Annotated in this window: 11 protein-coding genes; 5 read left to right on the top strand and 6 right to left on the bottom strand. The window is 70.8% G+C overall.

From position 1 onward, the window contains the following. Positions 1-172: 172 nt before the first annotated feature. Entirely contained in the window at positions 173-1,147 is a 975-nt protein-coding gene (locus RF701_RS01160; RefSeq protein WP_308813804.1) for a quinone oxidoreductase, read from the bottom strand. Between the two features lie 112 nt (positions 1,148-1,259). Between RF701_RS01160 and RF701_RS01155 the strand changes: the two genes are divergently transcribed. Continuing rightward, positions 1,260-2,684 (top strand): aldehyde dehydrogenase family protein, encoded by a 1,425-nt coding sequence (locus RF701_RS01155; RefSeq protein ID WP_308813802.1) that lies wholly within the window; start codon positions 1,260-1,262, stop codon positions 2,682-2,684. A gap of 4 nt (positions 2,685-2,688) precedes the next feature. Here the strand turns inward: RF701_RS01155 and RF701_RS01150 are convergent, their stop codons facing one another. Further along, on the bottom strand, positions 2,689-3,150 hold the full coding sequence (locus RF701_RS01150; protein WP_308813801.1) for a monooxygenase family protein: 462 nt from the start codon (positions 3,148-3,150) through the stop codon (positions 2,689-2,691). A 57-nt stretch (positions 3,151-3,207) separates the two neighbouring features. Between RF701_RS01150 and RF701_RS01145 the strand changes: the two genes are divergently transcribed. Continuing rightward, complete coding sequence (locus RF701_RS01145) at positions 3,208-3,753, top strand: TetR/AcrR family transcriptional regulator (protein ID WP_308813800.1); 546 nt, start codon at positions 3,208-3,210, stop codon at positions 3,751-3,753. Here the strand turns inward: RF701_RS01145 and RF701_RS01140 are convergent. From RF701_RS01140 to RF701_RS01130, 3 genes are all read right to left on the bottom strand, one after another. After that, positions 3,747-7,865: a translocation/assembly module TamB domain-containing protein gene (locus RF701_RS01140; protein ID WP_308813799.1), complete on the bottom strand. Its 4,119-nt coding sequence runs from the start codon at positions 7,863-7,865 to the stop codon at positions 3,747-3,749. The genes RF701_RS01145 and RF701_RS01140 overlap by 7 nt on opposite strands. Further along, a complete protein-coding gene (locus RF701_RS01135) occupies positions 7,862-9,835 on the bottom strand; it encodes an autotransporter assembly complex family protein (protein ID WP_308813797.1) in 1,974 nt (657 codons plus the stop codon). Before RF701_RS01135 ends, RF701_RS01140 begins: the two co-directional genes overlap by 4 nt. Positions 9,836-10,009: 174 nt before the next feature. Beyond that, positions 10,010-10,243 carry a hypothetical protein gene (locus RF701_RS01130; RefSeq protein WP_238941145.1) on the bottom strand — a complete coding sequence of 78 codons (234 nt, stop codon included), beginning with the start codon at positions 10,241-10,243 and terminating at the stop codon, positions 10,010-10,012. A gap of 161 nt (positions 10,244-10,404) precedes the next feature. On the opposite strand from RF701_RS01130, the gene RF701_RS01125 reads away from it, so the two are divergent. Further along, entirely contained in the window at positions 10,405-10,575 is a 171-nt protein-coding gene (locus tag RF701_RS01125; protein WP_203311196.1) for a hypothetical protein, read from the top strand. Between the two features lie 19 nt (positions 10,576-10,594). Here the strand turns inward: RF701_RS01125 and RF701_RS01120 are convergent, their stop codons facing one another. Further along, positions 10,595-11,185 carry a S24 family peptidase gene (locus RF701_RS01120; RefSeq protein WP_308813796.1) on the bottom strand — a complete coding sequence of 197 codons (591 nt, stop codon included), beginning with the start codon at positions 11,183-11,185 and terminating at the stop codon, positions 10,595-10,597. A 117-nt stretch (positions 11,186-11,302) separates the two neighbouring features. On the opposite strand from RF701_RS01120, the gene RF701_RS01115 reads away from it, so the two are divergent. Continuing rightward, complete coding sequence (locus RF701_RS01115) at positions 11,303-11,479, top strand: hypothetical protein (protein WP_203311198.1); 177 nt, start codon at positions 11,303-11,305, stop codon at positions 11,477-11,479. After that, positions 11,476-11,784: a hypothetical protein gene (locus RF701_RS01110; RefSeq protein WP_308813795.1), complete on the top strand. Its 309-nt coding sequence runs from the start codon at positions 11,476-11,478 to the stop codon at positions 11,782-11,784. The genes RF701_RS01115 and RF701_RS01110 overlap by 4 nt, the downstream gene beginning before the upstream one ends. Positions 11,785-11,796: the final 12 nt, after the last annotated feature.

Raw genomic sequence — 11,796 nt, 5'->3', positions numbered from 1 at the left:
CGATCAGGAACTCCGGCGCCCTCCATGCCCGCTTCGCCCGGATCGGATCAAGACGGCGGCGCAACAATAACGACCGCGACGGACCGGACGCCCGCCCCGCCCGCTCGCCTCAGGCCCGCTCACCCCCTGCCCCCGCGCGGCAGGTGCGGGGCGGAAGGCGGCAGCCGCCTGCCTATGGCAACAGGACGGTGCTGCCGCGCGTTTCACCGGCCTCCAGCGCGCGGTGCGCGTCGGCGGCGCGCTCCAGGGGGAAGGTCTGGCCAATCTGCGGGCGGATCGCACCCTGGCGCAGCATCGCGAAGACGCGGCCGACGCCGTGTTGCCGCTCTTCGAGGGTGACGTAATAATCGAACAGCGTCGGCCGCGTGACGAACAGCGATCCCTTGGCGGCCAGCGTCGCCAGCTGGACGCCGGTCACGGCGCCGCCGGCATTGCCGTAGCTGACGATCAGCCCGCGCCGTGCCGCCGCCGCGAGCGACGCGTCCCAGCTCGCCTGGCCAACGCCGTCGAACACGACCGCGACGCCCTTCCCCTCCGTCAATTCGCGGACACGCGCAGCGATATCCTCGTGCCGATGGTCGAGGACATGGTCCGCGCCCGCGGCGCGGGCATGCGCCATCTTGTCCGGCGAGCCAGCGACACCGATCACCTTGGCACCGATCGCCTTGAGCCATCCGGTGAGCAGCTGACCGACTCCGCCGGCCGCCGCCCAGACCAGCACGGTCTGGTCGGGTTGGACGCGCGCGCAACGTTCGACCAGGCATTCGACCGTGCAGCCCTTCAGCATCAGGGCGGCGGCGGTACGGTCGTCGACCTCCTCGGGAAGGTGGATAAGCTGCGCCGCCGGCAGGTTGCGCGCGGTCGCATAGGCGCCGCGCGCCGGACCGAAGGTGGCGACGCGATCGCCCACCGCGAACCCCTGCACGCCCTCGCCCACCGCCTCGACGATGCCGGCGGCTTCGCTGCCCAGTCCGGCCGGCAATTCCACCGGATAGACGCCGCTGCGATGATAGGTGTCGATATAGTTCAGGCCGACGGCGCGATGCCGCATGCGTACCTCGCCCGCCGCGGGCGGTGGCAGGTCGACATCGATCCACTGGATCACCTCGGGTCCGCCGGTGCGGTCGATGCGTGCGACGCGTTCCATATCCCTGCCTTTCTTCCGGTGATCGCGAGCCGCGAACGTCCGCGCCCGTTTCCGGTTGCAACCCGTCTCGCCGACGATCAGTCTGACCGGGATAACCGATCGGGAGAGAGACATGCACCGGCATCTTCAGCATTTCATCGACGGCGTCTGGGTCGATAGCGACGGCGGCCGTCCGCATGCGGTGATCGATCCCGCCACCGAACAGCCCGTGACGGAGATCACTTTGGGCAGCGAGGCGGATGTCGACCGCGCCGTGGCCGCCGCGCGCCGCGCCTTCGACGATTATGCGCGGACGGACGTCGAGACGCGCGCCGCGCTGCTCGACCGGATCGCGGATGGCATGAAGGCGCGCACGGCGGATCTCGCCAAGGCGATCAGCGAGGAGATGGGCGCGCCCATCGCCTTTGCCGCGGGCGGCCAGGTTCCCGCCGGCCTCGGCCATTTTCTAGCCACCGCCAAGGCGCTGCGTGCCTTTCCGTTCGAGGAGCGGATCGGCAAGGCGCGCGTGGTGCACGAACCGCTGGGCGTCGTCGCGATGATCACGCCATGGAACTGGCCCCTCAACCAGATCTGCGCGAAGGTCGCGCCGGCGCTCGCGGCGGGCGACACGATGGTGCTGAAACCGTCGGAGGAAGCGCCCCGCTGCGCGATGATCCTTGCCGACATCCTGCACGAGGCGGGGGTGCCGGCGGGCGTGTTCAACCTCGTCAACGGCGATGGGCCGGGGGTCGGCGCGGCGCTGTCGCGGCACCGCGACGTCGACATGGTCAGCTTCACCGGCTCCACGCGTGCCGGTATCGCCGTGGCGCAGGCTGCCGCGGCGACGGTCAAGCGCGTGCACCAGGAATTGGGCGGCAAGGCGCCGAACCTCGTGCTGGAGGGGGCAGACCTCGCCGCCACGCTGCCGCCGACGCTGCAGGGCGTGCTGGCCAACTCCGGGCAGAGCTGCATCGCGCCGACCCGCCTGCTCGTCCACGACAGCCAAGTGGCGGAGGCGACCGGGATCGCCAAGGCGATCTTCGACGGCGTCGCGGTCGGCGATCCCGCGGAGGCGGGCGCGCATATCGGCCCGGTCGTCAACAAGGCGCAATTCGACAAGATCCAGGGGCTGATCCAGTCCGCGATCGACGAAGGCGCGACTTTGGTTGCCGGTGGCCCTGGCCGTCCCGACGGGCGCAACGCGGGCTATTACATCCGCCCGACGCTGTTCGCGGACGTGACGCCCGACATGCGCATCGCACGCGAGGAGACGTTCGGCCCGGTCGCGACGATCACGCGCTACCGCGACCTGGACGAGGGCGTACGGCTCGCCAACGACACCGACTACGGGCTGTCCGCCGCCATCTCCGGCGATCCCGCCGCGGCGGCGCAGGTCGCGCCGCGGCTGCGCGCCGGGCTAGTCACGATCAACAGCTGGTCCCCCGCGCCCGGCGCCCCCTTCGGCGGCTACAAGCAGTCGGGCAACGGCCGCGAGGGCGGCAAATACGGCATCGCCGACTTCATGGAGGTGAAGACGATCATCAGCGAACCCGCCTGATCCTTCAGCCCCGCGCCGCCGCCATCCGTCCGGCGGCGGTCATGAAGGCGCCGCCGGCGTCGTGCGCGGGTGCGAATCCCGTCATGCCGATGCCGGTGCCGTCGGGCATGTTGACGTAGATCGCCTCCATCCCGCCGCGCATGCTGTACGCTTCATGCCAGAAACCCGCCTGTTTCGGATCGCGCAGGAAGCTGCGCCACCATCCGCCGTGGGGTTCGCTGCGCGTGAAGGCGGCGAGTGCGGCCGGATCGCGCCAATATTGGCGTATGCCGACGTGATTCCACCCGAACAGGAAGCCTTCGTGATGCAACAGGCCATCGGGGTGCCGCCGCGCGATCTCGCCCAGCCCCTTGCCGATCGCCATCATCGCCGGAATGGCGCGCAGGCCGCGCAGCCGGAATCCCAGCATGACCACCATCAGATCGGGATAGGCGGTCAGGTCGACGGTCGTTCGCTGCACTTGCATTTCGAGTCTCCATCTCGTTTACAACGTAAACTGCCATCTGACGTTTACGGTGTAAACATGAATCCAGCGGACAATGGCCTGCGCACCACCCTCGTCGACGCGGCGCTCGAACTGCTCGAGGCGGGAACAGGCGATCTCAGCCTGCGGGCGGTGGCGCGCGCCGCGGGCGTTTCCGCCATGGCACCCTACCGGCATTTCGCCGACAAGGCGGCGCTGCTCGGCGCGGCGGCCGAACGCGGTTATGCCTTGCTGCGCGAGCGGCTGCTGGAGGCGGATGCGGCAGGATCACCGCGCGAGGCGCTGATCGCGCAGGGACTGGCTTACATCGCCTTCGCGTGTGCCCGCCCGGCGCTGTTCCGGCTGATGTTCGCCGGCCCCGCCGAGGCGACGATCGACGCGGCCTGCAAGGCCAGCGGCTTCACCGTGCTCTCGCAGCGGGTCGCCGGCATGGTGAACAATGCCGCGGCGGCCGAAGCGGCGACGCTCGCGTGCTGGGGGCTGGTGCATGGCCTCGCCACACTGGCGCTCGACGGGCGACAGCCGCGCGACGCGGCCGGCGACGAGGCGGCGCTGCGCATCCTCGTCGCCGGTATCGCTCAATAATCCTTCGACACGCGCACGTTCACGCTCTGCCGGCCCAGCGTCGAGATGCTCGACAGCAGCGACAGCCAGCGCGTCACTTGGAATTCCACCTGGGTCGCGGAATAGCCCTGCCCGTCGGTGACGATCTCGGCATAGAATCGCCGCGTCACATATTTGCCCGCCGCGATCGACGTACCCTGCCCCGTCTGGCGATCGGCGGGCAGGATGCGCAGCCGGTCTAGACCCGCCGCGCGGCGCACCGCGTTGATCGGGTTGAGCCCGTTGCCGCCGTTCTGCAACGCCGCCACCGCGGCGGCGAGCTGTAACGCCTCGGGCGCCGACAGATTGGTGATCGAGGTGCCGAACAACAGACGCGACAGCAGCTCGTCCTGCGGCAGCGCGGGGGTGCTGGTGAAGCCGATCTCGGGCTTCAGCGCGGTTCCCGTTACCCGGATCGAGGCATTGAGGCCGGTCGTGTTCGCATCCGCCGCGATATCGAGCGCGGGGTTCGCCGGCACCTCGCCGCCGAAGCGGATGATGCCGCGCTGCAGGGTGAATTCGCGCCCCGCGAACTCATAGTCTCCGCGGATCAGCGTCGCCTGCCCCGTGATCGCCGGATTGTTCGGCTGGCCGCCGATCGTCAGGTCCGCTCCCCATTCGCTCGACAGACCCAGGCCGCTGACGAGCATGCTGCCAGGGGCATGCGCCTTGATCGCGAGCGTCCACGGTGTCGACGGCGCCTCGTCCTCGTCCCCGCCGCCGCCCGGCAGGTTGATCTCGCGGATGTTGAGCTGCGGCAGGGCCGCCGCTGCGCTGGCCTGCCCCAGCCGGTATCGGCTGCGGTTCAGCACGACCTCGCCGGCGATCCGCCCGCCCCTGCCGTCCGACGTGAAGGTCAGCGGGCCCGTGACGGTCGCGCCGATATCGTCGCGCGCGATCATCACCGCATGATCCGCCTGCAAAGTGAGATCGAGGCCGACGCCGTGGCCGGTACCAAAGTCGAAACTGCCGGTGCCGGTGACGCGCCCGCCCTTGCCGGCATCCGCGGCGAAGCGGTCGATGCGCAGCCGTGACCCGGCGAAGCGACCCGCCGCCTGCACGCCGGTCAGCACCGTGCCCGTCGTCGTGCTTTCGATGCGCGCACCATTGGCCTGCATCGCGCCGCGGATCGACGGCGCGACAAGGCTGCCGCCGACATCGGCGCCGATCGCGACGGGCCCCGAAAGGTCGAACAGTTCGACGCCCGTCAGCCGCCACAACGTGTCGGCCGGCCCCTGATAGCGTAGTTGCGCGAACAGCGGCGCATGCGTCACGCGCGTCAGCAGATCGCCGCTGCCGAGCGGCTTCACCAGCGCCTGTGCCCGCCCGATCGTCCGACCGTCGGCCGCCATCACCGCGCGCACGCCCAGCCGGTCGGCGGACAGGGCGGCGGCGAACCCGACGTCGATCGGTCGAGACGACAATACCAGGCCGGCGCGGCTGAGGCCGCGGATGGTCAGGTCGGCGCGGCCCGTAGGCGGCCCGTCCGCGCCGTCGGCGTAGCGCAGCGATCCCGACGCCTGGCCGCTGAGTCCCAGCCCTGGATAGCCGATGTCGAGGATCGCGAGCGGCATCGCCGACAGCGTCGCATCCAGCGTGATCGCCCGCGCGGCGAAGCGTCCGCCGATGCTGGCCGTCCCCCCCGCGAAGCTCAGCCGGGTCGGGGCGAGCGACCATGCGTCGCCGTCGCGCGTCAGCACCGCCGGCGACAGCAGCCGCAAGGGGCGCCGGTCCACGCTGCCTTCCGCGGCGATCGCATAGCGGTCGGGCGCGACGTCGGCGGACAGGTGGATGTCGAAGCCACGGCCCCGCGACCCCGCGAGCGTTCCCTTGATCGTGCCCGTGCCGCCGCGCAGCTGCGCATTGCCGGCAAAGCGGGCGAGGACGAGCCGCCCCTGTCGCAGGCCCTGCCCGGTCGCCGTCGCGTCGATCGTCGTGCCGGCGGGATCGAGGACGAGGTTCGCCTCCAGGTGCCCGCGGCGGAGCGTCGCACCCGCGAACCGCGCGTCGCGTGCGTCCAGCGTCGCGGCGATGCCCTGATTGTCACCGACGGGACGGAAGTGCAGGACCCCGTCCAATCCGCCGCCGGCGACCGAGAGGCGACCGTCGAAGCCGCCGGGCACGATGGTCAGCCGTCCCCGCGCCACGGTCGCGCCGATCGTCAGGTCACCGATGTCGATCGCGGCCTGTCCGCCCTTGGGGAGCAGGATTGCACCATGTGTCGCGAAGGCCCCGAGCCGTGATCCGCCGTTGGCGCCGAAGGTGAAGCCGTCGGGCGTGGGATCGAGATGGGCCCGGACGTTCGCCAGGCCGAGCGCCGGTGCCGGCGACTGGAGCAGCAGGTCGATCGCAGGCCGTTCGATCCTGCCGTCCAGCTTGAGCTGGACGGGGCCGTAGCGTTGGTGACGGCCGCTTGCCTCGACATGGAAGCTGCCGTCGCGACGGCGGTACCCCGTGCCACGCAGTTGCAGCAGCGGCGACGACAGCCGCAGGTCGGTGAAATGCAGGATACCGTCGGGGGTCCGCTCGATCGCGCTGGTCAGATGCGGCAGCCCCCCCGCAAGCGTGCGGAAAAAGGCGTTGTCGAGCCGCAGCACGTCCGCGCTGCCCCGCCCGACGACCCGGGTGCCGTGTCCGCCCGGCCCGGGGACGACGCGGAGCGACGACCGCACGTCCACCACGCCCAGTCCGGGGATCAGGTAGCGGCCCAGCGCGCCGACCAGCCCGACCTCGTAGCGGCCGTTGGTCAGGTCGAGCGCCAGCATGATCCGCCCCTGCAGCCGGTCGGACCGCAGCCTCAGCGCGTCGCCGCGCAGCAGCCGCGACGTGACCAGCAGGGGTCCGTCGACCGACAGGTTTCGCAGGATCCCCCCAGCGACGGCACCGATGCCGGTCACCTGGCGGGCGGCGAAGCGCGCGACGAGGCGCGCGGGCCTCGCACCGAGCCGCCCGCCGCCGGCCAGATAGACCGATTCGAACCCCGTCCGGTCGAACGAGACCCGCGCACCGGCGACGCGGAAGTCCAGCCGCGGCGCCGCGAAGCCGCCGTCGAGGATCGCGCGGGCGACGATGTCGCGCCCGCTCATATTGGGAAACAGCGCCGACGGCCGCAGCAGGCGCGCCCGGATGCGGACGCCCCGCCACGCCGACGCCGCCAGATCGATGCCGCCGCTCGCATTCGCGGTCAGCGCCGCACTGGCGAGGCTCAGCCGCCCCTCGAGACGTCGCGCCACCAGGGTCGCATCGCCCGTGACACGGACCGACGGCGCGGTCAGCCTCTGGGCCTTGCCGGTGAGCAGCGACGAGGGCGCGATGCGCCCGCCAAGGCGGTAGCGCCCTGCATCGGCGGCGAGCTTCAGGTCCGCGATCTGCGCCGCCGCCGTCCGCGCGACCGCCCGGCCGCGCCAGCGCGTCCAGCTGCCGTCTCCGTCGATTGCGACCGCGACGGCACGCCCGCGGGCGAGGCTGCGCGCGAGCACGCCCCCGCGCGCGCCCGCCACCTTCACGTCAAGGTCGAAGCGGTCGCGATCGGGTTCCGCGTCTATGCGCACATGCAAGCGGTCGGTCCCCGCGACGGCTGCATCGAGGGCGACGCGCACGCGACCGTCGCGGACATCGGCATCCCCCTCGAGCCGACCGGTGCGGGCGCTGCCGAGGACCGGCTTCGCGAGCATCAGCCGCCCGACCGCGAGGCGGCCGATGCGGATATCGAAGCCGGGCAGGACCGGACCGCCCTTGGCGCCGGGTCGCGTGCGCGGTGCATGGAACATCGTGGCCTGCGGTACGATCAGCGCCCGAATGTCGAGCCGGTTGCGAAGCCATGCCAAGGGACGCCAGTCGAGCGTCGCCTCCGGCGCCTGTACCAGCAGCCCGTCAAGATCGTAGACGCGCACGTCGCGCAACCGGCTGCGCCCGTAGAGCGAGCCGTCGATCCGCCCGATCGCGAAGCGGAGGCCGTTGGCCGTGCGGATCGTGCCGATCCGCGTCGCGACCCAGCGATGGCCGACATCGCTGTCGACGACGACGAAGGCCACCCCAACGACGAGCAGCAGCGCGGCCAGCAGCCCCGCGATCCAGCGCCAGGCGCGCCTCAAAACGCCTGCCCCAGCGACACGTAGACCGCGACGCGGCTGTCGCCCTTCTGCGGATTGAGCGGCGTGCCGAGGTCGAGGCGGATCGGGCCGAAGTTCGAATAGTAACGCGCGCCGATCCCGGCTCCATATTGGAAGCGGCTCAGCCCCGGCAGCGCGCTGGTGTAGATGTTGCCGCCGTCGAGAAACGGCACGATGCCGAAATTCCCCTTCACCCTGACGCGGGTTTCGATCGAAAATTCGGCGAGGCTCCGGCCGCCGATCGGGTCGTTGTTGACGTCGCGCGGACCGATCGCCTGATAGCCATAGCCGCGTACCGATGCGCCGCCGCCCGCGTAGAAGCGCCGCGACGGCGCGATCTGGTCGCGCGGCGCGCCCAGGATCGATCCCAGCCGTATCCGGCCCGCCAGCACGACGCCGTCGGTCAGCGGATGATAGGCGCTGCCGTCCAGCTGGACGCGGGTATAGCCGAATACCGCGCCCTGCAGCGACAGCTCGGGGCTGACGCGGCCGCCCAGACGGAAACCGCGCGTCGGGTTGAGCAGGTCGTCCGAACCGTCGTAGTTGAGGCTGGTCGGCAGCGCGCCGATGAAGAAGGTGCGCCGCCGCGGCTGCCCGGTCGCGGCGATCACGTCGCGTTCGTCGGAGGCGAGCAGTTCCGCGCCGAAAGACCAGGTCCAGGCCTTCTGGAAGAAGATGTTGGTCTGCCGTTCCAGATTGCCCGACAGCGAGAAGGTCTTGGCGTCATAGGCGTTGCGCACCGTATGCGCCGCGGCGAATTCGGCGGTTAGGACGCGGTCGCGACCCTCGAAATTATTGCGGCGAAAGACGATGCTGCCGAGCTGTTCCTGGGTGCCGAGCACGCTGCGCAGAGTCAGTCCGCCTTCGGGCGGGAAGAGGTTGCGGTGCGTCCAGCTCAGCTCCGCCCGCGCGCCTTCGCCCGTGCCATAGCCCAGCTCGCCCGCGATCGTGTGCGGCGGCGCCGGCTCCAGCTTGACCCCGACGTCCACCGTCGTGGGATCGGCGGCGCTGTCGATCGGCTTCACCTCTACCGACGAGACAAGGCCGGTCTGGATCAGCGCGCGGCGCAGATCGTCCAGCGACGCCGCGTCGTAGCGCTGGCCGGGAGAGAAGCGCGCGATCTCCGCCACATGGTCCATGCCGAAAACCCGGTTGCCGGGCAGCGCGACGATCCGGCCGAACCGCCGCTCGGTCCCGGTCGTGACGGGAAGATCGAGCGTCGCGGTCCGCGTCGCATGGTCGACGACCAGTTCCGGCGCGCCGACCTCGGCGAAGGGAAATCCCTGCCGTGACAGATCCGTCTTCAGCCTGGCCTGCCCCGCCACGACCGTATCGGCATTGACCGGGTCGTCCGGCTTGACCCCGAACGCCTGGCGGAGCGGCGCCGCCTGCGCGCCCGCGCCCGCCAGCCCGGCGACGGTGACGCCGCTGAACCGATAGAGCTGCCCCGGCTCCGCCGACAGCACAACGACCGGCTTGTCGCCCGGCTCGATCCGGGTCGCGACGCGCGCATCGTAATAGCCCTCGCCGCGCAGCAGGGTGGTCAACAGTTCGGCATCCTCGCGCGCGCGCCGTTCGAGCTGCGCGGCATTGGCGGCGGTCCCGTCATTGGCGTCGAGCGTCGACAATTGCGCGAAGCGGCGGCGCAGCAGCGGCGTCTCGACCGCGTCGATGCCGTCGATCCGCCAGCCATAGCGCCGCTCCGCCCCCGCATCGTCGGTTCGCGTCGTCGCCGCCGCTGCGCCAGCCGCCGGTCCGCCCGCCCCGGTACCGAGATCGGGCCAGGCGACGCCGATGTCGGGCATCGGCGCGAGCGGTGCATTGGGATCGAGCGGCACGGGATCGTCCGTCGGCGGCACGGCGACGGGCGGCGCCGTCTGCGCACATGCCTGCCCGGAAAGGAGAATCGCGGCAGTCGCGCTCAGCCCGAACCACCCAAAGCGCGCCGTCATGCCATGGTCTGTAGCGCCCCGCGACGCGCCGCGACAGCCCCGACGTCGGTTGCCCGGGCTTCGGTCCGGCGCGGGACGGGACCGGTGCGGCTCTGGCAGTATCCTGCGCGGCGATCTTCGGGACGGCCCCTGCCGATCATCCCGGCAGCATCGCCGGTGCGCCGACGGGTCCGATCAGTGCACGGTGCCGGTCGCTTCCTCGCGCGCGAGAAGTTCGATCAGCCGCTCGGTCTGCCGCCAGCGGCAGAAATGCACGTGATTGCCGATGTCGCGCATCCGGCCTGCGCGGATCGCAGCCTCCAGCGCGGCATGTTCCCCGAAATCGGCGAGCAGGCTGGCCGCCTCGGTGACCTGGTCGGCGTCGACGACATGGATGGGGGAATCGGCGAAAGGATGCAGCACGGACATAGGTTAGACCCTTACAAGCTGTATGCCAGTTCGCGGGCCGCGACGGCTCGCGGCGGCATTCGATGGTAAACGGGGCCGGCGCCTGGCGTCCCCATCTTCCCGCGACGGGACGGATCGGCCGTACTGGCGTCCCGCGGCGGGACGTGGCAGGACGCCGCATCATGGCCGACACTCCTCCCTCCGCCGCCGGCGGCGTCCTCATCGCCGTCTGTTCGATCCTGGGCGCCGTGATCGGATTGGTCGAGGGGCAGGTGACGATCGGATTCCTCGCCGGACTCGCGATCGGCGGCGGCGGCGCGATCGCGATCTGGCTACGCGACCGGCGTCGCTGACCCGCCGCTCGCGCGGCGCCTATCGCGGCGCCCGCATCAACCAGACGACGCGACCGATCACCTCGACCGGCCCCGGTGGCGGCGGTGGCGCGGCGACATTGTCGCTGGTCACGACCAGCGCACCCCGCCCTGCCCGCACCCGCTTGACCATCACCGCACCGTCGATGCGGACGACGAAGACGCCGCCCTGCGCGTCCGGCCGCGTCTTCGCCTGATCGACGACGATCAGGTCGCCGTCGACGAGCCCGGGCTCCATCGAGTCGCCGCGGACGCGCACGATCACCGCCTTGCCGGCGCGCAGGCCGAGATGTCGCGCGAGCGCGGGGTCGATCGCCGCCGTGCCGAGCAGCGTCTCGTTGTCGACCAGCGACCCGGGACCTGCGGACGCGGCGACGTCCAGCCGGGGCAGCGGGAAGGCATTCCGCGGCGGCTCGGCGCCGAGCTCCGCCTCGTCGATGCCGAAGAAATCCGCCAGCCTGCGACGGTCGTCCGCCGCCAGTGAACGCGGCGAACCCCGGGTCACGAACTGATGGAGGTACGCGGCGTTGCGGCCGAGCATCGCCGACAGCGCCGCCAGGCTGACGCCGCGCGCCTCCGTCAGCGCACGCAAGCGCGCCCTTGGATCGTGTCGCTCCACGCCCGGACGGTACCGTAGGAAAATTTCCTAGACAAGTTGGATTTTAGAGAACATTTCAAGAACACGAGATTCGGACTCGGGAGGGAGACGATGACATTGCTCGCCGACATCAACGCCTATCTGCGACGTCACGGCATGAAGCCCAGCGTGTTCGGCCGACTGGCGGTCAACGACCCGCGGCTGGTCCGCGACCTTCGCGAAGGCCGGCTGCCGCGTGCCGCGCTGACCGCGCGCGTCCGCGCCTTCATGGGAGAGCAACGACCGTGACTTTTGTGAACTTCCAAATTGGAGCAATCGCACGGTTGCTGCGCGCGCTGCACCAAAATGCCGAGACATATCAAGTCGCTATCGAGGTTATCGGCCACGAGGAGCAGCTATGGGCGAGTGCGACCTTCGCGGGGCACCGCCTGCGCCTGACGCTCGCGCTGGAGGGCAGTGATCGCCAGTGCTGGCTGTCGGCGCTGCCGCAGGCGGAACTGCCGGTACGCGGCGCCTTCGTCGCCGATCTGCACGTCGAGCATCGAACCGAAGACACTGCGAGGGTCGCGATCCTCCTGATCGACGACGCATGATCGTCGCGCTCA

Origin of the sequence: Sphingomonas sp. GV3, assembly GCF_031082075.1 — a bacterium.
Classification (GTDB): Bacteria; Pseudomonadota; Alphaproteobacteria; order Sphingomonadales; family Sphingomonadaceae; genus Sphingomonas; species Sphingomonas beigongshangi.
This window is presented reverse-complemented; position numbering and strand designations above follow the sequence as displayed.

What these genes read in the sequence shown, in the direction of transcription:
- RF701_RS01150 (WP_308813801.1), bottom strand. Translation starts at nt 3,150, where the DNA reads ATGCAAGTGCAGCGAACGACCGTCGACCTGACCGCCTATCCCGATCTG.
- RF701_RS01130 (WP_238941145.1), bottom strand. Translation starts at nt 10,243, where the DNA reads ATGTCCGTGCTGCATCCTTTCGCCGATTCCCCCATCCATGTCGTCGAC.
- RF701_RS01125 (WP_203311196.1), top strand. Translation starts at nt 10,405, where the DNA reads ATGGCCGACACTCCTCCCTCCGCCGCCGGCGGCGTCCTCATCGCCGTC.
- RF701_RS01145 (WP_308813800.1), top strand. Translation starts at nt 3,208, where the DNA reads ATGAATCCAGCGGACAATGGCCTGCGCACCACCCTCGTCGACGCGGCG.
- RF701_RS01155 (WP_308813802.1), top strand. Translation starts at nt 1,260, where the DNA reads ATGCACCGGCATCTTCAGCATTTCATCGACGGCGTCTGGGTCGATAGC.
- RF701_RS01160 (WP_308813804.1), bottom strand. Translation starts at nt 1,147, where the DNA reads ATGGAACGCGTCGCACGCATCGACCGCACCGGCGGACCCGAGGTGATC.
- RF701_RS01135 (WP_308813797.1), bottom strand. Translation starts at nt 9,835, where the DNA reads ATGACGGCGCGCTTTGGGTGGTTCGGGCTGAGCGCGACTGCCGCGATT.
- RF701_RS01115 (WP_203311198.1), top strand. Translation starts at nt 11,303, where the DNA reads ATGACATTGCTCGCCGACATCAACGCCTATCTGCGACGTCACGGCATG.